Annotated in this window: 22 protein-coding genes; 1 reads left to right on the top strand and 21 read right to left on the bottom strand. The window is 47.0% G+C overall.

Features of this window, described 5'->3' with window-relative positions:
- Positions 1-41 precede the first annotated feature (41 nt).
- Entirely contained in the window at positions 42-434 is a 393-nt protein-coding gene (gene gcvH, locus QUE64_RS00110) for a glycine cleavage system protein GcvH (protein WP_286225428.1), read from the top strand.
- On the opposite strand, the gene priA is transcribed toward gcvH, so the two are convergent.
- From priA to dnaA, 21 genes are all read right to left on the bottom strand, one after another.
- Entirely contained in the window at positions 431-2,512 is a 2,082-nt protein-coding gene (gene priA / locus QUE64_RS00105) for a replication restart helicase PriA (protein WP_286225427.1), read from the bottom strand. The two genes, gcvH and priA, sit on opposite strands and share 4 nt — an antisense overlap.
- Positions 2,513-2,775: 263 nt before the next feature.
- On the bottom strand, positions 2,776-3,885 hold the full coding sequence (gene hemE / locus QUE64_RS00100) for a uroporphyrinogen decarboxylase (protein WP_286225426.1): 1,110 nt from the start codon (positions 3,883-3,885) through the stop codon (positions 2,776-2,778).
- A gap of 6 nt (positions 3,886-3,891) precedes the next feature.
- Positions 3,892-4,308 carry a F0F1 ATP synthase subunit epsilon gene (locus QUE64_RS00095; protein ID WP_286225425.1) on the bottom strand — a complete coding sequence of 139 codons (417 nt, stop codon included), beginning with the start codon at positions 4,306-4,308 and terminating at the stop codon, positions 3,892-3,894.
- A complete protein-coding gene (gene atpD / locus QUE64_RS00090; protein WP_286223756.1) occupies positions 4,308-5,708 on the bottom strand; it encodes a F0F1 ATP synthase subunit beta in 1,401 nt (466 codons plus the stop codon). The genes QUE64_RS00095 and atpD overlap by 1 nt, the downstream gene beginning before the upstream one ends.
- 37 nt (positions 5,709-5,745) lie before the next feature.
- Positions 5,746-6,615, bottom strand: a complete 870-nt coding sequence (gene atpG / locus QUE64_RS00085) for a F0F1 ATP synthase subunit gamma (RefSeq protein ID WP_286225424.1) — start codon at positions 6,613-6,615, stop codon at positions 5,746-5,748.
- An 11-nt stretch (positions 6,616-6,626) separates the two neighbouring features.
- Entirely contained in the window at positions 6,627-8,168 is a 1,542-nt protein-coding gene (gene atpA / locus QUE64_RS00080; protein ID WP_286225423.1) for a F0F1 ATP synthase subunit alpha, read from the bottom strand.
- Positions 8,169-8,214: 46 nt separating this feature from the next.
- Positions 8,215-8,751, bottom strand: a complete 537-nt coding sequence (locus QUE64_RS00075) for a F0F1 ATP synthase subunit delta (protein ID WP_286225422.1) — start codon at positions 8,749-8,751, stop codon at positions 8,215-8,217.
- Positions 8,752-9,222: a F0F1 ATP synthase subunit B gene (locus QUE64_RS00070; protein ID WP_286225421.1), complete on the bottom strand. Its 471-nt coding sequence runs from the start codon at positions 9,220-9,222 to the stop codon at positions 8,752-8,754. It abuts the gene before it with no gap.
- 52 nt (positions 9,223-9,274) lie between these two features.
- On the bottom strand, positions 9,275-9,541 hold the full coding sequence (gene atpE, locus QUE64_RS00065) for a F0F1 ATP synthase subunit C (protein ID WP_286223751.1): 267 nt from the start codon (positions 9,539-9,541) through the stop codon (positions 9,275-9,277).
- Positions 9,542-9,580: 39 nt separating this feature from the next.
- Positions 9,581-10,450: a F0F1 ATP synthase subunit A gene (atpB, locus tag QUE64_RS00060; protein WP_286223750.1), complete on the bottom strand. Its 870-nt coding sequence runs from the start codon at positions 10,448-10,450 to the stop codon at positions 9,581-9,583.
- A 37-nt stretch (positions 10,451-10,487) separates the two neighbouring features.
- Positions 10,488-10,991 (bottom strand): ATP synthase subunit I, encoded by a 504-nt coding sequence (locus tag QUE64_RS00055; RefSeq protein ID WP_286225419.1) that lies wholly within the window; start codon positions 10,989-10,991, stop codon positions 10,488-10,490.
- 59 nt (positions 10,992-11,050) lie between these two features.
- A complete protein-coding gene (locus tag QUE64_RS00050) occupies positions 11,051-11,959 on the bottom strand; it encodes a ParB/RepB/Spo0J family partition protein (protein ID WP_286225418.1) in 909 nt (302 codons plus the stop codon).
- Between the two features lie 7 nt (positions 11,960-11,966).
- Complete coding sequence (locus QUE64_RS00045; protein WP_286223747.1) at positions 11,967-12,737, bottom strand: ParA family protein; 771 nt, start codon at positions 12,735-12,737, stop codon at positions 11,967-11,969.
- Between the two features lie 5 nt (positions 12,738-12,742).
- Positions 12,743-13,402, bottom strand: coding sequence for a 16S rRNA (guanine(527)-N(7))-methyltransferase RsmG (rsmG, locus tag QUE64_RS00040; protein ID WP_286225417.1), 660 nt, complete (start codon positions 13,400-13,402; stop codon positions 12,743-12,745).
- Positions 13,399-15,318 (bottom strand): tRNA uridine-5-carboxymethylaminomethyl(34) synthesis enzyme MnmG, encoded by a 1,920-nt coding sequence (gene mnmG / locus QUE64_RS00035; RefSeq protein WP_286225416.1) that lies wholly within the window; start codon positions 15,316-15,318, stop codon positions 13,399-13,401. The genes rsmG and mnmG overlap by 4 nt, the downstream gene beginning before the upstream one ends.
- Before the next feature lie 95 nt (positions 15,319-15,413).
- Positions 15,414-16,205: a sulfite exporter TauE/SafE family protein gene (locus QUE64_RS00030; RefSeq protein ID WP_286225415.1), complete on the bottom strand. Its 792-nt coding sequence runs from the start codon at positions 16,203-16,205 to the stop codon at positions 15,414-15,416.
- A gap of 23 nt (positions 16,206-16,228) precedes the next feature.
- A complete protein-coding gene (locus QUE64_RS00025; RefSeq protein WP_286223743.1) occupies positions 16,229-16,456 on the bottom strand; it encodes a DUF3717 domain-containing protein in 228 nt (75 codons plus the stop codon).
- Positions 16,457-16,468: 12 nt separating this feature from the next.
- Positions 16,469-16,927, bottom strand: coding sequence for an SET domain-containing protein (locus QUE64_RS00020; RefSeq protein WP_286226215.1), 459 nt, complete (start codon positions 16,925-16,927; stop codon positions 16,469-16,471).
- Positions 16,928-16,958: 31 nt separating this feature from the next.
- On the bottom strand, positions 16,959-19,457 hold the full coding sequence (gyrB, locus tag QUE64_RS00015; RefSeq protein ID WP_286225414.1) for a DNA topoisomerase (ATP-hydrolyzing) subunit B: 2,499 nt from the start codon (positions 19,455-19,457) through the stop codon (positions 16,959-16,961).
- Positions 19,458-19,492: 35 nt separating this feature from the next.
- Positions 19,493-20,608: a DNA polymerase III subunit beta gene (gene dnaN, locus QUE64_RS00010; protein WP_286225413.1), complete on the bottom strand. Its 1,116-nt coding sequence runs from the start codon at positions 20,606-20,608 to the stop codon at positions 19,493-19,495.
- Positions 20,609-20,856: 248 nt separating this feature from the next.
- Entirely contained in the window at positions 20,857-22,308 is a 1,452-nt protein-coding gene (gene dnaA, locus QUE64_RS00005; RefSeq protein ID WP_286225412.1) for a chromosomal replication initiator protein DnaA, read from the bottom strand.
- Between the last annotated feature and the right edge of the window lie 130 nt (positions 22,309-22,438).

Below are 22,438 nucleotides of genomic sequence, written 5' to 3'. Positions count from 1 at the left end.
GATATGATCAAATTCTTGGTTAGTGTCGTTAAAATATTCTAATGAATATTCCAAACGATCTTTTATTTGCACAAACCCATGAATGGGTAAGGCATGGTGATGACGGTCAATATTGGGTTGGCATTAGTAATCATGCTCAAGAGGCCTTGGGGGATATTCTTTTTCTAAAGCTTCCTGAACTTGGGGCTTCATTGAAACAGGGTCAGACTTGCGCTACGATTGAATCGCTCAAAGCAGCAAGCGATATTCATGCGCCAATTAGTGGGATCATTAGCGAAATTAATGTAGCGGCAGTAGAAAAACCAGAAAGCATCAACACCCAACCCTATGATGTTTGGCTTTTCAAAATTCAGACAAAAGATGAGGCGCTGTCTGTTAACGAGCTTGCGTTATTACAAAGCCCCGATCAATACGAGACTGGCGTTAGTGGCTAAATAAATAGCGGATCGCGCTCAATTGACCAGCGCACTTTGCCCACTTTTGAAATTCGTCCGACTGACTGTTGCCGCAAATAATGCTCAAGCTCATTAAGCAGGGCTTGGAGCGGTGCCCGTTGACGCGACTCAATTAATAATTGCGAACGCTCCCATCCTCCTAGACGAGCGATGGATTTCGGAACTGGATCAAAGACGGTGATTCCGGTTTGTAAATGAGCGGTTTTCTGCAAAAATTGTTTTGCATGATTTAGCCATGTCAATACCTCTTTCTTCTGCTTTGCTTCCGCATGCACTAACGCTTGATAACTAAATGGCGGCAGACCTGCCTCTTGACGAGCAGCCATTAAATGCTCCATGAATCCAGCTAGATCGAATGTTTTTATATATTGATAGACGGGATCATCGGGATATCGAGTTTCAATCAATATCTGGGTGGACTCACCACTAAAACGGCCAGCCCGCCCAGCCACCTGAACGAGTTGAGCAAATAAATGTTCTGGCGCCATATAGTCATTGGAATACAGCCTTGCATCGGCATCTAGAACACAAACTAGGCCGATATTTTGATAATCGTGCCCCTTCGCAAGCATTTGTGTACCAACAATAATTTGTGCTGTACCAGCATGTATCGCTTGAAACAGCGCCTCGGTCTTTTTGCTCGTGCGTGCAGTATCGGCGTCAACGCGAAGTACCGTTGCTTGTGGGAACAGTGTTTGTAATTGATCCTCGACTTTTTGGGTTCCCCTGCCGAGCGGCTGCAAATCAACATCACCACACCCTGGGCATCCTTGTGGAACAACTTTCATCAGGCCGCAATGATGGCAGCACAACATAGGCTTTTTAAAGTGCCCTAACTGTCGATGCATCACCATATAACTGGAACAATGGTCACACTCACTTAACCAATCACACGATGAACAACTAAGAACGGGCGCCAATCCCCGCCGGTTGATCAATATTAGACTCTGTCGGCCTTTGTGAAGATTCTGTTCAAGCGCCCTGATCATTAAAGGACTGATGGTGATTGAACGCGAGGACTTACTAGGGGCTACCAGCTCGACATTGGGCATTTGAAAACCCCCGGCTCGATTGGTTAATTGAATTTCCTGATACCGACCTTCTTTTACTGCCTGCCAGGTTTGCGAGGAGGGGGTTGCTGAAACTAAAACAATTGGCAGGCGTTCGTTTTTAGCACGCCACACGGCTAAGTCGCGCGCTGAATAGGCCATACCTTCTTGCTGCTTAAAGGAGCTGTCATTTTCCTCATCGACCACAATCCCTACCAATTTTGGTAGGGGGGTCATAATCGATAGTCGCGTACCCAATACGATGCGGGCAAGCCCCGTCATTGCAAGGTACCAAGCAATGCCACGCTGCTTCTCCGTTAATCCACTGTGAAGAACGGCCAGAATCTCTTGGGGGAAATATTCTTGAATCCGCCTTTGTAATTGCGGAGTTAGATTAATTTCCGGCAACATGATTAAAACTTGAGCCGCGGGATCTTGCTTGAGCAAAGTTTCGATAAACGTAAGGTAAACGGCTGTTTTGCCACTACCGGTCACCCCGTTGAGAAGGAATGTATTAAATGTCCCCTGCTGATGGCCGTTTAGGATCTGAATTGCTTGTCTTTGATCATCATTGAGCTCCTCAAGAGAGAGTTTTTTCTCCTTGGCTTTTGATTCGGTTGCGTCCTTTGTTTTGAGATTTAAATAATCAAGTGGCTTATTCCAGTTGCTGGCAGTGCGCCACCATTTCGGTATCGCTGACACGATTGTTTCGCCAAGCCCATGAAGATAATATTGGGAAGCAAAATGCGCTAATTCCATCAAGCGATTATCGATCGGGTTTAGGGGCGCAATCTGAAGCACTTTCTTTAATTTTGAATCATTTAAATGAGAGTAAGTAGTTACTTCAATAACTATACCTGGTAGATTTGTTCGTCCAAAGGGAACCTCAACCAACATCCCGACCTGGGGTATGGCGCGAAGCGTTTCTTTATCCCATAGGTAATCAAAGGCCTCCGGAAGAGGCCGATCGACAACAACTTTAACGATGATTGGCGCTGATTGATTCAATAAAGTAGTGTATTGATTAGTCTGTGGATAACTTTGTGGACAACCGCTACTTAGGCTAATAAATAACAAGAGTGATAGCGGGCCCTAACTTTCTTATATCCATTGAAAATTAAAAAATATTTAAACAAATCAATAACTTATAGGATAAAGTTAAACTATGATCTGCGGTATATTGATAATCTCCATGAAATCCAATAGACCGACACTATTTGTGCATAAGTCTACCCCTAAACCTACTGAAGCAAAGGGATAAAACGGGTAAATTAAGCCTTACGTAGATATTCTGAATACTCGATAACGGTCTTGGCTAGGACAGTCACGCTATCTGGATTTGTGAACTGGGAGATTCCGTGCCCCAAATTGAAAATGTGCGCATCAAGGGGGTGGAGGTCCGCCTTCAAAGCGGGAGCCTTGTTGAGGCCATCCAAGATTTTCTTGGCCTGAGCCTCAATTTGTTCTGGGTTAGCAAATAAAGCGAGCGGGTCAAGATTGCCTTGAAGCGCAATGGACTTATTTTTTTCGACTAAGCGAGCTCTTGCCTTGGCGACCGACATTGTCCAATCGAGCCCAATCACATCAGCTCCAGATTCTGCCATGTCATCGAGCCACAGACCGCCGCCCTTAGTAAAAATAATGATTGGCACCTTTTGCCCATTTAATTCCTGAGGAAGCTGGTCAATCACCTTACGCATACTTGCCAATGAGATTTCTTGGTACCAACCATCAGGCAATAACCCACCCCAAGTATCAAAAATCATGAGCGCCTGAGCGCCTGAGCGTAATTGTTCCGTCAAATATGCAGCTACCGATTGAACGTTAATGTCGAGAATGTGCTTGAGCAAATCCGGACGATTAAACATCATGGTCTTTGCATGTCGAAAATCATCCGAACCTGAGCCATCTATCATGTAACAAGCTAAGGTCCATGGACTGCCCGAGAATCCAATTAGCGGAACGCGCTGCTTGCCGTGTTGGATCAACGATTTCCTAATTTGGGCTACCGCATCAAACACATATTGCAGTTGATGAAGGTCTGCAGGCCTTAAATTTTTAACAGCCTCCTCCGTGCGCAAGGGGTGAGTAAAGCTTGGGCCTTCGCCCGCAGCAAACTGGAGGCCCAAACCCATCGCATCAGGGATGGTCAAAATATCAGAAAACAAAATGGCCGCATCTAAGGGATAGCGGTCTAATGGCTGTAAAGTAACCTCTGTTGCATACGCAGGATTTTTAGCAAGGCCCAAAAAACTACCGGCCTTTGCACGCGTTGCATTGTATTCAGGTAGATACCGACCTGCCTGACGCATGAGCCACAAAGGAGTGCGGTCTGTTTTTTGACCCAAACAGGCCCGAAGGAAGCGATCGTTTGCTAACAATTGAGCTTACTTCTTACGACGCAAGCGCGCAATTGCAGCCAATTGAGCTGCGGCCATTGCAAATTCAGACTGGGCGTAGGCAATATCAAAATCACCGGCACGATTTTGCATGGCTTCTTCAGCACGCCTTTTTGCCTCAAGCGCCTTAGCCTCATCCAGATCATGGCCACGGATTGCGGTATCAGCCAAAACCGTAACGCAATCTGGCTGAACCTCTAAATAACCGCCGGCAACAAAGACAAACTCTTCATCGCCATCCGCCTTTTCAATTCGCACCGAACCAGGCCGAATGCGAGTAATTAAAGGGGTGTGGCCATGCAGAATTCCAAGCTCACCTGATTCGCCTGGCAGGGCTACAAATTTAGCCTCGCCACTAAAAATTGACCGCTCTGCACTCACGACATCAACATGAATGGTTGCCATTAGAGTTTCTTCGCTTTCTCAATGGCCTCATCAATTGAACCAACCATATAAAAGGCCTGCTCTGGCAAATGGTCAAGTTCACCACTAACAATCATCTTAAAGCCACGAATTGTCTCTTTTAGTGGAACGTATTTTCCAGGTGAGCCGGTGAAAACTTCGGCAACGTGGAAAGGCTGGGACAAGAAACGCTGAATCTTACGAGCACGGGCAACAGCTAACTTATCTTCGGGAGAGAGCTCGTCCATACCCAAAATCGCAATGATGTCTCGCAATTCTTTATAACGTTGCAAGGTCATTTGCACACCGCGCGCAACTTCATAATGCTCAGCTCCCACCACCTGCGGGTCAAGCTGTCGGCTTGTTGAGTCCAAAGGATCAACCGCCGGATAAATACCCAAAGCCGCGATGTCACGGGATAACACGACCGTGGAATCCAAGTGCAAGAAGGTAGTGGCTGGCGATGGATCGGTTAAGTCGTCAGCTGGAACATAAACGGCCTGAATCGACGTAATCGAGCCTGTTTTAGTTGAGGTGATTCGCTCTTGGAGCTTTCCCATCTCTTCAGCCAAGGTAGGCTGATATCCCACAGCAGATGGCATACGGCCTAATAGAGCGGATACTTCGGTACCCGCAAGGGTATAGCGGTAAATATTGTCAACGAAGAACAGAATGTCACGGCCTTCGTCACGGAATGCTTCAGCCATTGTCAAGCCTGTTAAAGCGACACGCAAACGGTTGCCTGGGGGCTCGTTCATCTGACCAAAAACCATGGCCACCTTATCGATCACGTTTGACTCTTTCATTTCATGATAGAAGTCGTTACCTTCACGAGTGCGCTCACCGACTCCCGCAAACACCGACAAACCGGAGTGTTGTTTTGCAATGTTGTTGATGAGCTCCATCATGTTCACGGTTTTTCCAACGCCCGCGCCACCGAAGAGTCCGACCTTACCACCTTTAGCGAATGGGCAGACGAGGTCAATCACCTTAATACCGGTTTCAAGCAAATCCACCGATGGCGATAACTCATCAAACTTTGGTGCGGATTGATGAATGGAGCGGCGCTCTTGGGTTGCAATTGGACCGGCGTCATCGATCGGACGACCTAATACATCCATGATGCGGCCCAAGGTTGCGGGGCCAACTGGTACAGAAATTCCCGCGCCGGTCGCCTTCACCTCCATGCCACGACGTAGGCCGTCACTAGCGCCCATCGCAATCGCGCGAACCACGCCGTCGCCAATTTGCTGCTGAACTTCAAAGGTCAATCCTTTTTCGGCAAATGAAGCCTCATCGCTTTCGACCAAAGTTAATGCGTCATAGATATTGGGCATCTTATCTCGGGGGAACTGAATATCCACCACCGCACCAATACACTGAACAATATTTCCGATGCTCATCACATTTCTCCGCTATTTAATCTTTAAAAATCTTTACTTAAACCGCCGCCGCTCCGCCGACGATCTCGGAAAGCTCCTTGGTAATCGCTGCTTGACGGGTTTTGTTATAAATCAGCTGCAATTCACCGATCACATTCTTTGCGTTATCAGACGCGGCTTTCATGGCCACCATCCTCGCTGACTGCTCTGACGCCATATTCTCTGCGACCGCCTGATAAATCAACGCCTCAATGTAGCGCTTCAAAAGGCCATTCAATACTGATTCCGCATCAGGCTCATAGATGTAATCCCAACCATGGCCTGTATTTGCTTCTTGGCTTAAGTCGTCAGACTCAAGCGGCAAGAGCTTTTCTAAGACTGGCTCTTGTTTCATGGTGTTGATAAATCGGGTATAGGCCAAATACACCGCATCCACCTCGCCGCGCTCAAATGCATCAAGCTGTGCAGTGATTGCACCGATTAAGCTATCCATATGCGGGGTGTCGCCCAACAAAATAGATTGAGATAAAAGCTTAGCCTTGGTTCGGTTTAAAAATTGCAAGCCCTTTGAACCAATTGCAGTGAACTCAACAGAAATATTCTTCTCGCCAAAGTCCCGCATCTGATTCGTGACCAAACGAAGGACGTTGGTATTTAAACCGCCGCACAATCCCTTGTCAGTGCTTACTAAAATCAGGCCTGCCTTCTTAATCTCACGCACAGCCATATACACCGGACGGTATTCTGGATTTGCTTTTGATAGATTGGCGGTGATTGCCCGAATTTTTTCAGAGTAAGGTCTTGCTGAGCGCATGCGCTCTTGAGCACGCCGCATCTTGGAAGCGGCGACCATTTCCATCGCTTTAGTGATCTTGCGCGTATTCTGAACGCTCTTGATCTTGGTGCGTATTTCTTTTGTGCCGGCCATGATTGCCTATCTTAAAAAGTGCCAGCGCGTTTAAAGTCTTCAATGGCAGAGCGAAGAGCAGCCTCATCGTCTTTACTCAAATCTTTGGTGTCCTCAATGCGGCCAACCAAATCAGCGTATTTTGACTTTAAATGCTCGTGCAGACCCTTTTCGAATGGCAGAACCTGTTTAATCTCTAAGTCGTCAAAAAAGCCATTGTTCACTGCATATAAGGAGGCGGCCATTTGCCATACTTGCATGGGCAAGTACTGGGGCTGCTTTAGCAATTCAGTAACTCGACGACCGCGCTCTAATTGCTTACGGGTTGCTTCGTCAAGATCGGATGCAAATTGGGCAAAAGCTGCTAATTCACGATATTGGGCAAGGTCTGTACGAATACCGCCCGATAATTTTTTAATCACTTTGGTTTGTGCCGCACCACCTACGCGCGATACTGAAATACCGGCATTAATTGCTGGACGAATACCTGCATTAAACAAATCAGTTTCTAGGAAGATCTGACCGTCCGTAATCGAAATCACATTGGTTGGCACGAAAGCCGATACGTCGCCAGCTTGGGTCTCAATCACCGGCAAAGCGGTTAAAGATCCCGTTTTTCCTTTAACGGCGCCGTTGGTGAATTTCTCCACATAATCTGCGTTCACGCGGGCAGCGCGCTCTAACAAGCGGGAGTGTAAATAGAAAACATCGCCAGGATATGCTTCGCGACCTGGGGGACGACGTAACAAAAGAGAAATTTGACGATAAGCAACCGCCTGCTTCGTTAAATCGTCATAAATAATCAGCGCATCCTCACCGCGATCACGGAAATACTCGCCCATCGTGCAGCCGGCATAAGCCGATAAATACTGCATTGCTGGGGACTCTGAGGCGCTTGCCGCAACCACAATGGTGTATTCCATCGCACCAAGCTCAGTCAACTTGCGAACCACGTTTGCAATTGTCGACGCCTTCTGACCAATCGCAACATAAATACAGTAAACGCCCTTACCCTTTTGATTGATGATGGAATCCACAGCAACGGCGGTTTTACCAGTTTGACGATCGCCAATAATGAGCTCGCGTTGACCGCGACCAATTGGTACCATTGCATCAATCGCCTTTAGGCCAGTTTGCACTGGTTGACTAACCGATTGACGTGCAATCACGCCGGGAGCAACTTTTTCAATAAAGTCAGTCAGCTTGGTATTGACGGGGCCCTTGCCGTCGATAGGCTGGCCGAGAGCATTAACAACTCGACCGAGGAGCTCTGGTCCAACGGGAACCTCAAGAATACGGCCAGTACATTTAACGGCATCGCCTTCTTTAATATGAGTGTATTCACCCAATACCACGGCACCGACGGAATCGCGCTCTAGGTTTAATGCCAAACCAATGGTGCCACCAGGAAACTCAAGCATCTCACCTTGCATGACCCCAGATAAACCATAAATACGACAAATGCCGTCGGTTACCGAAATCACGGTTCCCTCGTTACGAATCTTTGAATCAACGCCTAATTCGTTAATTCGGCTTTTGATCAGTTCGCTGATCTCGGAAGGGTTTAGTTGCATCAATTACTCCTAGATATAAATCGAATATTCTTAATAAATCCCTGCGTTAAGCAATCAACCGATCGTGCATATGGCTAAGCTGCGCTTTCACGGAGCCATCCAACACCTCGTCGCCCACTTGGACACGAACGCCGCCAATTAAATTAGGATTGATCACCACCGTTGGGCGTAATTCTTTTCCACCAAAACGTTTTTTTAGGGCGGAGAGCAAATCATTTAGTGCGGCGCCCTCGAGAGGAAAGGCCGAGGTAATGAGAGCTTCTGCGGCACCCTCGCTTTTGTTTTTCATCGCCGAAAATTGCTTCGCAATCTCGGGCAAGACGATGAGGCGATGATTATTCGCTAAAAGCTTAATAAAAGAGCTGATTGATTCATCGGGTTTTGATTTAAGAAAACCTAAGACTAGCTTAGCAAGCTCGTCAGCACCTAATTTTGGGTTGCTAACAAGCGTTAGAAGCTCGTTGTTTTCTAAATATCTAGCAAGCTCATCGAGCTGCTTTTCCCATGATGACAAATCATTTGGCTTGGCGCTTGCAAACAAGGCCTCAGCGTAAGGGCGGGCAATGGTGGCAATATCAGCCATTTATAGTTCTGCCTTTAGTTGGTCAAGCAATGCAGCATGCGCTTTAGGATCAACCTCGCGTCGTAAAATTTGCTCTGCACCTCTGACAGCTAAGCTGGCGACCTGATTGCGTAACTCGTCACGAGCCTTGTCGACCTGTTGCTCTGCGTCAGCCTTAGCCTGGGCAATAATCCTAGCTGCTTCCGCCTGGGCATTCGCCTTAATTTCTTCCGCCGCTAACTGAGCACGCTTTTCAGCTTCTGCAACACGCTGAATACTTTCTTGACGAGCAGAGCTCATAGCCTCTTCTGCCTTTTTCGTCGCATTCTCAAGATCTAATTTTCCCCGCTCAGCGGCAGCAAGACCTTCTGCCACTTTAGCGGCTCGCTCATCAAGCGCCTTCACCAATGGGGGCCACACAAAACGAGCCACGACCCACCATAAAACGAAGAAAACGATCATTTGCGCGAATAGAGTCGCGTTTAAATTCACGATATTCCTTTCAAAACTTGTTGCAGTAATGGGTCATCGACCCACAACTAAATTACTTAATAACAGCAAGCAATGGATTGGCAAATGCGAACAACATCGCAACACCAACACCGATCAGGAAGGCCGCGTCGATCAAGCCGGCCAATAAAAACATTTTGGTTTGTAATGGCTCCATGAGCTCAGGCTGGCGAGCACAAGCTTCAATATATTTTCCACCCATTAGGGCGATACCCAAACAGGCTCCGATTGCGCCTAGGCCAATAATGATGCCGATTGCAATGGCGGTTAATCCTTGAATGTTGGCGAGAAATTCTTGCATGTTGCTAACTCCTAAGTTTAAGTGTGTAAAAAATAAAAATTAATGATGGCTGTGCGCCTGACCAATGTAGACCAATGTCAACATCATAAAAATAAAGGCCTGCAAAAGGATGACCAAAATATGAAAAATGGCCCAAGCAGATCCTGCAATCACATGCCCAACCAAGCCAAAAACACTGAGGTCAAGACTAAAGGTCCAGATGCTACCGAGCAATGCGATTAACAAGAACAGGAGCTCACCTGCATACATATTGCCAAAAAGTCGCATCCCAAGAGAAACGCCCTTGGCAACAAATTCAATCATGTTAAGAACGAGATTAAATGGGGCTAAATACCACTTCGCACCAAAGGGGGCTGAAATCAATTCGTGAAGGAAGCCGCCAACGCCCTTGATCTTAAAACTGTAGAAAAAAACCAGCAAAATAACAGCAAAGGACATTCCCAAGGTTGCGTTCAAATCCGTAGTGGGTACTAATTTGTGATGCGGCACGTGCACGCCAAAATTTTCTAAGAAGTGGTTAAATCCAACCACCCAATCCACCGGCACCAAATCGAGCGCATTTAACAAAATAATCCAGCAAAAAACGAGCAAAGCCAAAGGTGCAATATAGCTACGGTCTCCATGAACAATGGTTTTTGATTGCGTCTCAACCATGTCGACCATCATCTCTACAAATGCCTGAAAGCGCCCCGGAACACCAGAGGTTGCGCGTCGAGCAGCAATCAATAAAAAAGTGACCACAATCAGGCCCATCAAAATCGACCAAAACAAGGTGTCAAGATTAATAACACTAAAGTCAACGACGGAGCTCTGCGCACCACCGATATTGTTTAAATTCTGTAAATGCTCGGCAATATATGCGGTCGGGGTTAGAGGCTCTGTTGATGCCCCGTGTGCTGCGCTAGCCATTTCTAGATCATTCCTTCTCTACGCCAATTAAAGCTGCTCACCGCAACACCCACGCCAACCAATAGCTCATTAGCGTAAGCACGTATGTGACCAGCAACGGTAACCACTGCAGGTTGGGAATAACAAGTGCTACCCCCAAAAACAACCCGATTGTTAAGGCGATCTTCATCAGTTCGCCAGACACAATCGCCGACAACATTCTTCCAGGGCTTGGGTTTTTCATGCTTCGCGACATTCGAACGCGCAGAGCAAATACCAGTACCGGAAAAAATCCGATAAACCCACCCCAAAAAGCCGAATAAGTATAAAGGGTTCGCCCCTCCATCGGATCTGCAAATATTGACCAAAAAAGGACGCAAATACCGGTCATTAGCAGCTGAATACGCACAACTAGCCACGGCGAAATCGTTGCAAATGCCTTTTTATTGTTGCCAAAAAGGGCTTTTGCCTCGTCTCGACTGAGGGTTCGATACACATCTACTTCTTGATCGTCCTCTTCCCAAGACCGGGATTGCATTGATTGATCTTTTTTGGGAATCAATTAAGCCTCAAGATTTTAGTATTTACCCTAGTGAAGGTCAATTGTTTTAGACACTTTTATTAAGAATGATCCTTAATTCCCAGTTTTTTTATCAGCGAATCAAGCTCATCAAAGTGGCTAAAGTAAAAGCGTAACTCTCCGCCCCTTTTATTGGTCTTAAAAACAGCCTCTAGCCCAACTAAATCAGCCAGAGCTTGAGCAAGGCGTTTGTAATCTTGGTCTTGGCTGATTAAGTGCTTCTTTTTTCCCTTTGTGGGAGTATTTCGGGATAAATCGCCCGCAGCCAGGGCCGCCGAACTCGCCAATCGCTCTGCCTCACGAACTGAAAGGCCTTGGGCAACAATTTTTTGGGCCAAGGCAACTTGGCTTGCGCCCGGCAGGGACAAGAGCGCCCTTGCATGGCCCATATCCAAATCACCAGATAAAAGCATCGCTTGAACCGCTCCGGAGAGTTGCGATAGGCGAAGCAGGTTAGTAATGGCGCTTCTCGATTTACCAACGGCTTTTGCGGCCTGCTCATGAGTAAAGCTGAATTCATGAATCAGACGAGATAGTCCTCGCGACTCTTCTAGGGGATTTAAATCCTCCCGCTGCATGTTCTCAATGAGGGCAATCGCAGCTGCGGCCTGGTCGTCGACCTCTAAGATTCGTACGGGCACCTCATTAAGACCCGCTAGTTTTGCAGCTCGAAATCGTCGTTCACCCGCAATAATTTCGTACCGACCACCATCAATTTCACGAACCAAGAGGGGCTGCATCACACCGCGCTCTCGAATACTATCAGCCAATTCCTTTAGTGGCTCATCAGCCATCATGGTTCGAGGCTGATATTTACCCGCCTGCAAACGCTGCAGTGCTAGCGACTGGAGTGCCTTGTCGGCAACAGGGTCCGCATCGCCCACCTTGCTACTAGCACTCAATAACGCGTCAAGGCCGCGCCCCAACCCCTTTTTCTTATTCACACCCATTGTTCACCTACATCGTTTTAATTCGTTGAACCATTTCACCCGCAAACTCAATATAGGCCTGAGCGCCTCGAGATGATTTGTCAAAAATTACGCCCGGCAAGCCAAATGAAGGGGCCTCGGCTAAGCGCACATTACGAGGAATAATGGTCTTAAACACCTTGTCGCCAAAATGTGAATTGAGCTGCTCTGAAACCTGTTGCTGTAAGGTAACCCGGGTATCAAACATAACCCTTAGAAGCCCAATGATTTTCAAGTCTGGGTTTAAGTTGGCATGAACTTGTTTAATGGTATTAACCAAATCAGAAAGTCCCTCTAGAGCAAAGTATTCACACTGCATGGGGACCACTACGCCATTAGCTGCGCATAAACCATTTAGGGTCAACAAAGACAGCGCGGGAGGGCAATCAATCAATATGAAATCGTATTGATCAGCAACCTCATTTAATGCATTTTTTAGTCTTGCCTCCCGACCCTCCAAATCAACCAATTCAACCTCGGCTCCGGCTAATTCGCGATTTGCAGGCAAAACACTGTAACCAGATTCTTTTGCGAACTGAATTGCTTCGCTTGCGGAAGCCATTCCGATCAGCACGTGATAAACGCCGCTTGTGATCGTCGACTTATCAATTCCTGAGCCCATGGTGGCATTTCCTTGGGGGTCCAAATCCACCAAAAGCACGCGCTGTCTCTGGGCAACCAGTCCGGCGGCCAGATTAACTGCAGTAGTTGTTTTTCCAACCCCGCCCTTTTGATTTGCGATGCAAAAAGTTTTAGCCATAGTAACTATTGTTGGTACTGAAAAACCAAGAGTCGGCGATCAAGAGTTTGCCCGGGCAAGGATAATTCACACTCCTCAAGTAGCGTCCAGTCTTTGCTCGACACCTCAGAAATTTCCTCTTCGCTTTGTTGACTCTTCATCGCAAATACAAACCCCGATGATTTTAATAAAGGGGCTGAAAGGTCTAGCAGTTTATGAAGACGCGTAAATGCTCTTGCAGTAATGGCATCAAAAAATGCCCGGCGGGTCTTGGCCACATTTTCAACACGACTTGCCATAATTTGAAGATGACCTAGGCCCAAACCGCCACGAACATGCTGTAAAAATGCGGCCTTTTTCTTGCTTGACTCAATCAAACTAAAAAACCATGTGGGCTGAAGGATTGCCAGCGGAATGCCCGGCAAGCCGCCCCCCGACCCCAAGTCAGCAATTTGAATCGGCGCCCCACTGGTCCGCGAGTGAGCCTGTAAATATCGCCGCAATATCGGCAAAACAACAATTGAATCAATAAGATGCAAATGAAATGCGGCCTCAGTCTCATCAATAGCGGTGAGGTTATGGACCCGATTCCAGCGTAGCAGCTCGCCTAAAAAATATTGCATTGCAGCAGCCTCTTCCGGGGAAAGGCCGGCCGCTTTTAGGCCCTCACCAACCTCAGGGCTCATGACACTATTTGGGTTTTGCCAATACCCTTTTTTAAGTGAACCAAAAGCAAGGATATGGCGGCCGGCGTTACCCCTGAAATTCGCGATGCCTGGCCTAAGGTTTCCGGTTGATGCAAATTCAGCTTTTGCCAAACCTCAACTGACAGGCCCTTAACCAAGGAATAGTCCAGGTCCCCAGGCAAACGAAGTGTTTCGTAATGCTCATGTCGCTCGATTTCAACGCGTTGCCGCTCAATATAGCCCTCGTATTTAATGGAAACCTCTACCTGATCAAAAACCTGGCGCCCCAAATGAGGGTCTTCAAGGCTTGGGGAGTCCTGCACAAAAACCGGATCAACTTTCATTAACGAGCGGTAATCAACCTCGGGTCGTCTTAAGATCTCTGCCAAGCTACACTCATGCGCCAAGGCTTGACCAAGAAATGCCTCCAGTTGTTGAGCGGTGTGATGCTTTGGCCCAACCCGGAAGGAGCGTAAGCGCGATGTTTCACGTGAAACATGCTCCTGCTTTCGTTGAAAAAACTCCCACTGCTCATCACCCACCAGACCAAGGCCTCGTCCAATTTCGGTAAGCCGCGTATCGGCATTATCCTCCCGCAAACTCAAACGATATTCGGCGCGGCTAGTGAACATGCGATAGGGCTCTTGCACGCCCCTTGTAATTAAATCGTCAACTAAAACACCAATGTATGACTCGCTTCTCTTGGGCAGCCAGGGCTCCTGGTCTTGTGCTGAAAGGCTTGCATTAATACCCGCCAGCAGGCCCTGGGCCGCAGCCTCCTCATACCCAGTTGTTCCATTAATCTGCCCGGCAAAATATAGGCCATTAATCGCCTTGGTTTCTAGGCTATGCTTTAGCTGCCGCGGATCGAAATAGTCATACTCAATGGCATATCCTGGGCGGACGATATCAGCACTCTCAAGCCCACGAATGCTGTGAACCAGAGCCATTTGAACATCAAATGGCAGGCTCGTTGAAATTCCGTTCGGATAAAACTCGTTGGTTGTTAAGCCCTCTGGCTCTAAGAAGATTTGGTGGCTCTCTTTAGCAGCAAAGCGATGGATTTTGTCTTCAATCGAAGGGCAATAGCGCGGGCCAACCCCCTCAATGACCCCCGTATACATCGGCGAACGGTCCAATCCGGAACGAATAATGTCGTGCGTTTGGCTATTAGTATGGGTTATCCAACAGGGCACCTGGGGCGGGTGCTGTTCGGGTCTGCCCATAAACGAAAAACATGGAATAGGATCTAAGTCTCCGGCCTGCTCCTGCATTACTGAGAAATTAATGGTCCTACCATCAATGCGGGGTGGGGTTCCGGTTTTTAAGCGCCCCTGCGGTAATTTCAGCTCTTTTAGACGAGCAGAAAGGGTGGTTGCAGCAGGATCTCCAGCCCGGCCACCACTATGGTTCATTAGGCCGATATGAATTTTTCCATCCAAAAAAGTGCCCGCGGTTAATACAACACTTTTTCCTTCAAACTCAAGGCCGCTTTGGGTTCTAACCCCACGAACCCGATCTCCAACCACAATCAAATCATCAACGGCCGCCTGAAATAGGGTCAAGTTTGCTTGGTTCTCGAGGCGCCGACGAATCGCAGCCTTATATAGAATTCGATCGCCCTGAGCCCGGGTTGCCCGAACCGCTGGGCCCTTGCTTGAGTTCAAGATCCGAAATTGAATGCCAGCCTCATCGGTTGCGACCGCCATGGCTCCGCCCAAGGCATCAATCTCTCTTACTAGATGACCCTTGCCAATACCCCCGATTGAAGGGTTACAGCTCATTGCCCCAAGTGTTTCGATGCTGTGGGTAATTAATAAGGTGTTTGATCCTCTCCGAGCAGACGCAAGTGCGGCTTCGGTTCCTGCATGACCGCCGCCGACCACAATCACATCGAATTTCTTGAAATAAAACATGGATTTGCCCAATTAGGGCGTTGATCATAGCATTTTTACTGTTTCACGTGAAACAATCCGGTGGCCGGGGATACAAAAAAATTTAAGTTGTTGATTTAATTGGAAAAAAATGCTGAGTAGGTCGATCGAGCGATAAGGGCTAACACCACAATTAAGAATATTTTCCGAACAAATTGGCTGCCATGCGCAATCGCCAACATGGTTCCCACCTGACTGCCAAGAATATTGGCCACCATGAGGCTCAAGCCGAGGGGCCAATCAATGAAGCCAAGACTTGTAAGCATGATGATCGTGGCCAGATTAGTGGTGACATTAACTAATTTGGTCGCGGCAGATGCGTGCAGAAAGTCAAAGTAAAAGATTCGGACAAAAGCGAACAGAAAAAAACTTCCGGTTGCTGGGCCAAAAAATCCGTCATAAAACCCGATGACCAAGCCCATCGCCACCGCCTTCGGAGCCTCGTAGCGACCTATTTTGTGGGCGGGGCGATTCTCAAGGCCCATGTTCGGGGCAAACCAGGTGTAGGCCAACAAAATCGCCAACATAAATGGCAAAGCCTTTCGAAGAGGCTCAGGCGGAAATACACTTACCGCCAGAGCCCCCAAAAGCGCCCCAATAAAACCGGCAACGATGGCTGGACCCAAGATATTCCAGGGTAACTTTGCATGACGCAAATAGCGCCTTGCTGCGTTGATAGTTCCGCCAATCGAGGAAACCTTATTGGCGCTCAAGAGCGTTGCTGGATGAGTGTCTGGGTAGGCCGCAAATAAAGCTGGCACCTGTATTAATCCTCCACCACCAGCAATTGCATCAACAAAACCCGAAGCAAACGCAGCCACTAAAAGCAAAAGCCATAAATATGAACTGAAATCGACTACGGTTTCCATGGCTTGGCTTAAGAAATTGCCAATTATTTAGTCTGCGACTTCCAGGCCACAAACTTGGCAAACGATTCTTTACTAAGCTCGTCGAGCATATCAAGCGGGATTCGTTGTGCGCCCTGGATAATCATGAGTGCATAAGGCTTTGCTAACGCACTAGCCTCTTTAGACAAAATCAGTTCATCGCCGCGAGAGGGTGACTGGGAGCGCCAATAATTAATGGCGGCCTCTAACTCTTGAATGGAAACGAAGAGCATTTCGACAACCGATCAATCGATGTCGAGCATCGTGCCTCGGCACTTTTTATGGCCACAATAACAGGCATATTCCTTCAGTAACTTTTTGGTTGGCTTTTCGTCTAAATTTAAGGAATAGTCATAGAAAAGCTCTTCGCCGGGAAGAAGCTTGCGTTTTGCAAAAATAAATACGCGCCCCTCGCCGTCGACCGAGATTTCGTCTGCCTTGCAATTTGGTTTACAGGAGTGGTTAATCCAGCGCGCCGCATTACCGCCAACATTCGCATCAATGACCCGACCGTCTTCCAAAGAAAAATAAAAGGTGTGGTTCGGTTGTTCTGGATCATGTGGATGGCGACGCAGAGCCCCCTTCCAGCTAATCCGCTCCCCAATGTATTCAATGATTGCCGAGCCCTTTGGAATTTCTTTTTTTACAAAAACCCCACGACCGTGGATTTTCGAGTTTTTAACGGCAATGGATGATTTGGCCACGGTTTTCGGGGCTTTGTTATTTTTCATGAGGCTAGATATCTAAATTGCGTGCGATTAAAGCATTCTTTTCAATAAAAGCACGTCGAGGATCAACCTCATCACCCATTAAAGTTGTAAACACCTGATCGGCCATGATGGCGTCTTCGATTTGTACGCGCAACAGTCTTCTGGTGCTTGCGTCCATTGTGGTTTCCCAGAGCTGCTGGGGATTCATTTCACCCAAGCCTTTATACCGTTGACGACTAATCGAGCGCTCGGCCTCGGAGAGAAGCCACTCAAACGCTCCGCGGAAATCAGCAATCACACTCTCTTTGTTGGATTTCTCGGGATCTCCGCGCCGCACGCGGCTGCCCTGGGGAACCTTCCCGGCAAGCGATAGGGCGGCATTCATTAGGCTTTGATAATCATCGCTTGCCACAAAGTCAGAACTAATCACTGAGATTTTTAAATTACCATGGACTCGTTTAGATAACAGCAGTCGATAGCGCTCGGTTCTCTCTTCCTTTTGAACCACAATATCGGTAGGAATCGATAAGAGATTTGCGTTTTGTGAGAATGCCTCTTGTAGGCGACGGGCTGAATCGTTGGCTAGGGCTTCTGTATCAAAATTGAGGGTTACGCCCGCGGCAACCGCTCTGAGAGCATCTTCGTCCATCGTTCTTGATAATCGGTCAACCACCGCTTGAATATTTTGATAGTGTTTTGCAAGATCCTCTAGCTCTTGACCAACGATCTTCTCACCTGTTGGGGTCTCAATAGAGGCTTGCTCAAGCGCAACCCTAAACAACAGTTGATTTAATTCAGCATCATCTTTAATGTACTGCTCGCTCTTACCAAACTTCACTTTATAAAGAGGGGGCTGAGCTATATAAACATGTCCGCGCTCAATTAATTCTGGCATTTGGCGGTAAAAGAAAGTTAGGAGCAAGGTGCGGATATGGCTGCCATCTACATCGGCGTCGGTCATGATAATGATGCGGTGATAGCGCAATTTATCGGCTTTGTATTCTTCGGCACCAATGCCGGTGCCCAAAACCGTAATTAAGGTAACCACCTCTTGGCTTCCTAGCATCTTGTCAAAACGCGCTTTTTCCACATTTAGAATCTTGCCCTTTAGCGGTAAGATTGCTTGGAACTTTCGATCGCGCCCCTGTTTGGCCGAGCCGCCGGCAGAGTCTCCCTCGACAATAAACAACTCCGATTTGGCGGGGTCTTTTTCTTGGCAATCAGCGAGCTTGCCCGGTAGGCCAATGCCGTCGAGCGCCCCTTTGCGACGGGTCATCTCACGAGCCTTACGTGCAGCCTCGCGCGCCTTTGCGGCATCCACAATCTTGCCGCACAGGATTTTTGCATCCTGTGGTTTTTCAGCTAAATATTCTGCAAGTGCCTGGGCTACTACCTCCTCGACAGGACCCCGGACCTCACTTGACACCAACTTATCTTTGGTTTGGCTTGAAAACTTAGGTTCCGGAACCTTCACTGAAAGAACGCATGTAAGGCCCTCGCGCATATCATCGCCAGAAATCTCGACCTTTGCTTTTTTCGCAATCTCATTTTCATCGATATATTTATTGATGACACGAGTCATTGCCGCGCGTAACCCCGTTAGATGTGTGCCGCCATCGCGCTGAGGAATGTTATTGGTAAAACATAAAACTTGTTCGTTGTATCCATCATTCCACTGCATCGCAACCTCAACGGTGATTTGGCCACCCAAATCCGATGGGCGCTCAGCAAGCGCATGGAAAATGTTTGGGTGCAAAACAGTTTTGGTTTGGTTGATGTACTCAACAAAGCCCCGCACACCGCCAGAAAAAGCAAAGTCCTCTTCTTGGCCGCTACGCTGATCAACAAGACGAATATGAACGCCGTTATTTAAGAACGAAAGTTCGCGTATTCGTTTTACAAGAATTTCATAGTGATACTCAATGTTGCCAAAAATCTCTTCATCTGCAAGAAAGTTAACCTCTGTGCCTCGAAGATCCGTTTCACCTGTTATTGAAATTGGGGAAACCTCAACCCCATTTTCTGTTTGGATGTTCCGGTTTTGAACAACGCCGCGAGCAAACTCCATGTGATGAATCTTGCCGTCACGTCGAATGGTTAAGCGCAGCCATTTTGAAAGGGCGTTTACACAACTAACTCCAACGCCGTGAAGCCCACCTGAGACCTTATAGGAATTCTGATCAAATTTGCCACCCGCATGAAGTTCTGTCATTACGATTTCTGCGGCGCTACGTTTTGGCTCATGCTTATCATCAAACTTAATGCCAGTTGGAACACCTCGGCCATTGTCGATAATTGAAATAGAGTTGTCGGTGTGAATCACAACCGAAATCTCGGTACAGTACCCTGCTAGAGCTTCGTCAATCGAATTGTCAAGAACCTCAAATACTAGGTGATGTAAGCCAGTGCCATCGGAGGTATCACCAATGTACATCCCCGGACGCTTACGAACTGCCTCCAAGCCCTCTAATATCTGGATCGAAGAGGCGCCATATTGCTCGTTAGTTTGATTTTCTAAAGACATGAATTTTCTTCTTTGAACTTATTGGGCATCAAAACTTAAATGCGCATTGGCATTACAACGTATTTAAACGCCTCTGATCCGGGTAATGTAATAACAGCGCTACTGTTAGCATCACCAAGACTGATTTGAATTTCTTCGTTTTTAATATTAGCCAAGACATCAAGAAGATAGCTAACGTTAAACCCAATCTCAACGGCGTCGCCAGCATAATTGGTTTCAATTTCCTCTTGGGCCTCTTCTTGCTCCGCGTTTGTAGACTGTATCGTAATTTTGTTAGTTGTTAGTGAAAAGCGAACACCTTTAAACTTTTCGGTTGTCAAAATAGCCGCCCGCTGCAACGCTGCCTGCAAAACTTCACGATTTACAGAAAGTGTATTTTTGTGCCCCTTTGGAATTACTCTCTGATAGTCTGGAAACTTACCCTCGACCAACTTCGAGATTAATTCGATATCCCCAAAAGTGAATTTGATTTGATTATTGCTAATACTAATGTCAACCGCCTCGTCTGTATCCTGCAACAAATGTTGACACTCTAAAATCGTTTTACGAGGAATAATAATTTCTTGTTTTTGACCATTTCCTGTGGGGCTCGCATCAAGCTCGGTGTGGCTATAAGCAAGACGATGACCATCGGTTGCAACCGCAATCACATCCTTGCCATCCACAACTAAAAGCATTCCGTTTAAGTAATAGCGTATATCTTGCTGAGCCATTGCGAAATACACTTGACTGATGAGTTGACGGAATTTTCTTTGACTCATCCCCCAGCTTGCCTGAGCTTCAGAGTGGGTTTGCATGACAGGAAATTCGGAGGCGGCTAAGGTTTGAAGAGAAAACCGGCTCTTACCGCTTTGCACCACCAGTTTGTTATCTTTAAGATTAAGGCTTACAGGGCCCTCTGGTAGAGCTCGCAAAATATCTAAAATTTTTCGTGCGCCAACTGTTGTGGTGACATCATCATCACCAACTCCAAAATTCGCCTTAGTCGTAATTTGTATTTCGATATCGGTAGAAACAAACGAGACCGAAGACCCCGTCTTTTTAAAAAGTAAATTCGCCAAAATTGCTAAGGTATGACGGCGCTCAACAATACCACTAACCACCTGTAATGGTTTTAGCAATTCATCTCGGGTAGCGTTGATTAGTTGCATTGTTTTTAAATTCCTTTTTATATTTATATCGTAGTAATAATAAGACCGATTTTTTCTGTTGATAAGTTAAATTTTATAGTGAAATCAGGCTCTTTTTGAGAAAAATTGGTGTGGATAAGTTCGGTATAAGGTATGGAAAAATTGTGAACAAGGGTTTGGTTCAAAAAAGACAAACTGCTTATTCACAAACTTATCAATCACCTATTAACAGGGTTATCCCATTTGCCTTCCACAGGCTTATCCACAGGCTAGTTTTTCAAACTCTGCTCAAGCACATGCAGTTCGTGGTTAAGGTGAGAGTCGTGTTGGCGCTCCTCAGCAATTTTGCGAACCGCATGCAAAACCGTAGTATGGTCTCTGCCGCCAAAAAGTTCACCAATTTCAGGCAGACTTTTTTGGGTTAGCTCCTTGGCAATAAACATCGCGATTTGCCTGGGTCGGGCAATATTGGCGGGCCGCTTTTTGGAGTACATGTCGGCAACCTTGATGTTATAGAAGCTGGCAACCACTTTTTGGATACTTTCAACCGAAATTTGGCGGTTCTGAATTGATAAAAGATCCTTAAGGGCGCTGCGGGCCACCTCAATATTGACTTCTTTGCCATGAAAATGAACGTAAGCCAAAATTTTCCTTAGCGCCCCCTCTAGCTCCCGAATGTTGGAGCGTAGGTGTTTAGCAACAAAAAATGCAACATCCTCACCCATTGGAATGCCTTCGGCTGCGGCTTTCTTCATCAAAATTGCTACTCGCATTTCAAGTTCTGGGGGTTCAATAGCGACAGTTAGTCCGGAATCAAAACGAGAAATCAACCGCTCATCGATGCCCTCCATTTCTTTTGGATAGGTATCGCTAGTAATAATGACCTGTGCCCCATTGCTAATGAGGGCTTCAAAGGCATAAAAGAACTCCTCTTGGGTGCGCGACTTGCCACCAAAAAACTGAATGTCATCAATTAACAAAAGGTCTAAGGAGTGGTAATAGCGCTTAAACCGATCAAACGCCTTTTGTTGATATGCTCTAACGACATCTGACACATACTGTTCGGCGTGTATGTACCGAATTTTGGCATCCGGCTTTTCTTTTAGAAGATGGTTGCCAATTGCGTGGATTAAATGGGTTTTTCCTAAACCAACGCCGCCATACAAAAACATTGGGTTATAAGATGCCCCAGGATTGTGGGCAACCTGAATGGAGGCTGCGCGAGCCAGTTGATTTGCTTTGCCAGTAACAAAGCTCTCAAAGGTTAGACCAGGATTCAGCTTGGAGTGTTCGCGGTCAGCAAGCGCGGCACCAAGGTTGGTTTGGGAAGCCTCATCAGGCTCAGCCCCCAAACCCTCAGCAATTAATGTGGGCCCTGTCGATACGGCGGTGCCAGCGGCGCCCTCAGTTAAACCTTCGGGGCGAAAGCCGGGACCAGGTATTTTGGTGATGTTTTTTGATGGATCGGCACCGAGTGTAAATTGAAGGTTAACCGGCCCCCCAAAATAGGAAGAGGCGATTTCATGGAGCCTTGTAGAAAAGGTCCGTTTGATCCAGTCAAGCTTAAAGGGGTTGGGCGCGCCAATTAATAGTAACCGCTCACTTTCGTCGTAACCCTTTATTTTAAGTGGTTGAATCCAGGTTTTGAATTGTTGTGGTGAGAGCTCTTTGGCCAGGGTTTCCAGAGCTAAATCCCAAAAACCCAATGGATTTGGGTGCATAAGAAGGGGGGGTAGATCGGGTTTGCTCATACGAAATTAGGTATCGATTGTAGCCAGTGTTAAAAGTTATCCACAAGCAAAAGTACAGGGGATAAGCTGTGGATAAGTTGTGTGTAAACAGAGTTTCTCT

Origin of the sequence: Polynucleobacter sp. HIN7 (assembly GCF_030297595.1) — a bacterium.
Lineage (GTDB): Bacteria > Pseudomonadota > Gammaproteobacteria > Burkholderiales > Burkholderiaceae > Polynucleobacter.
Note: the sequence above shows the minus strand (reverse complement) of the source record. Positions and strands in the feature narration are given on the sequence as shown.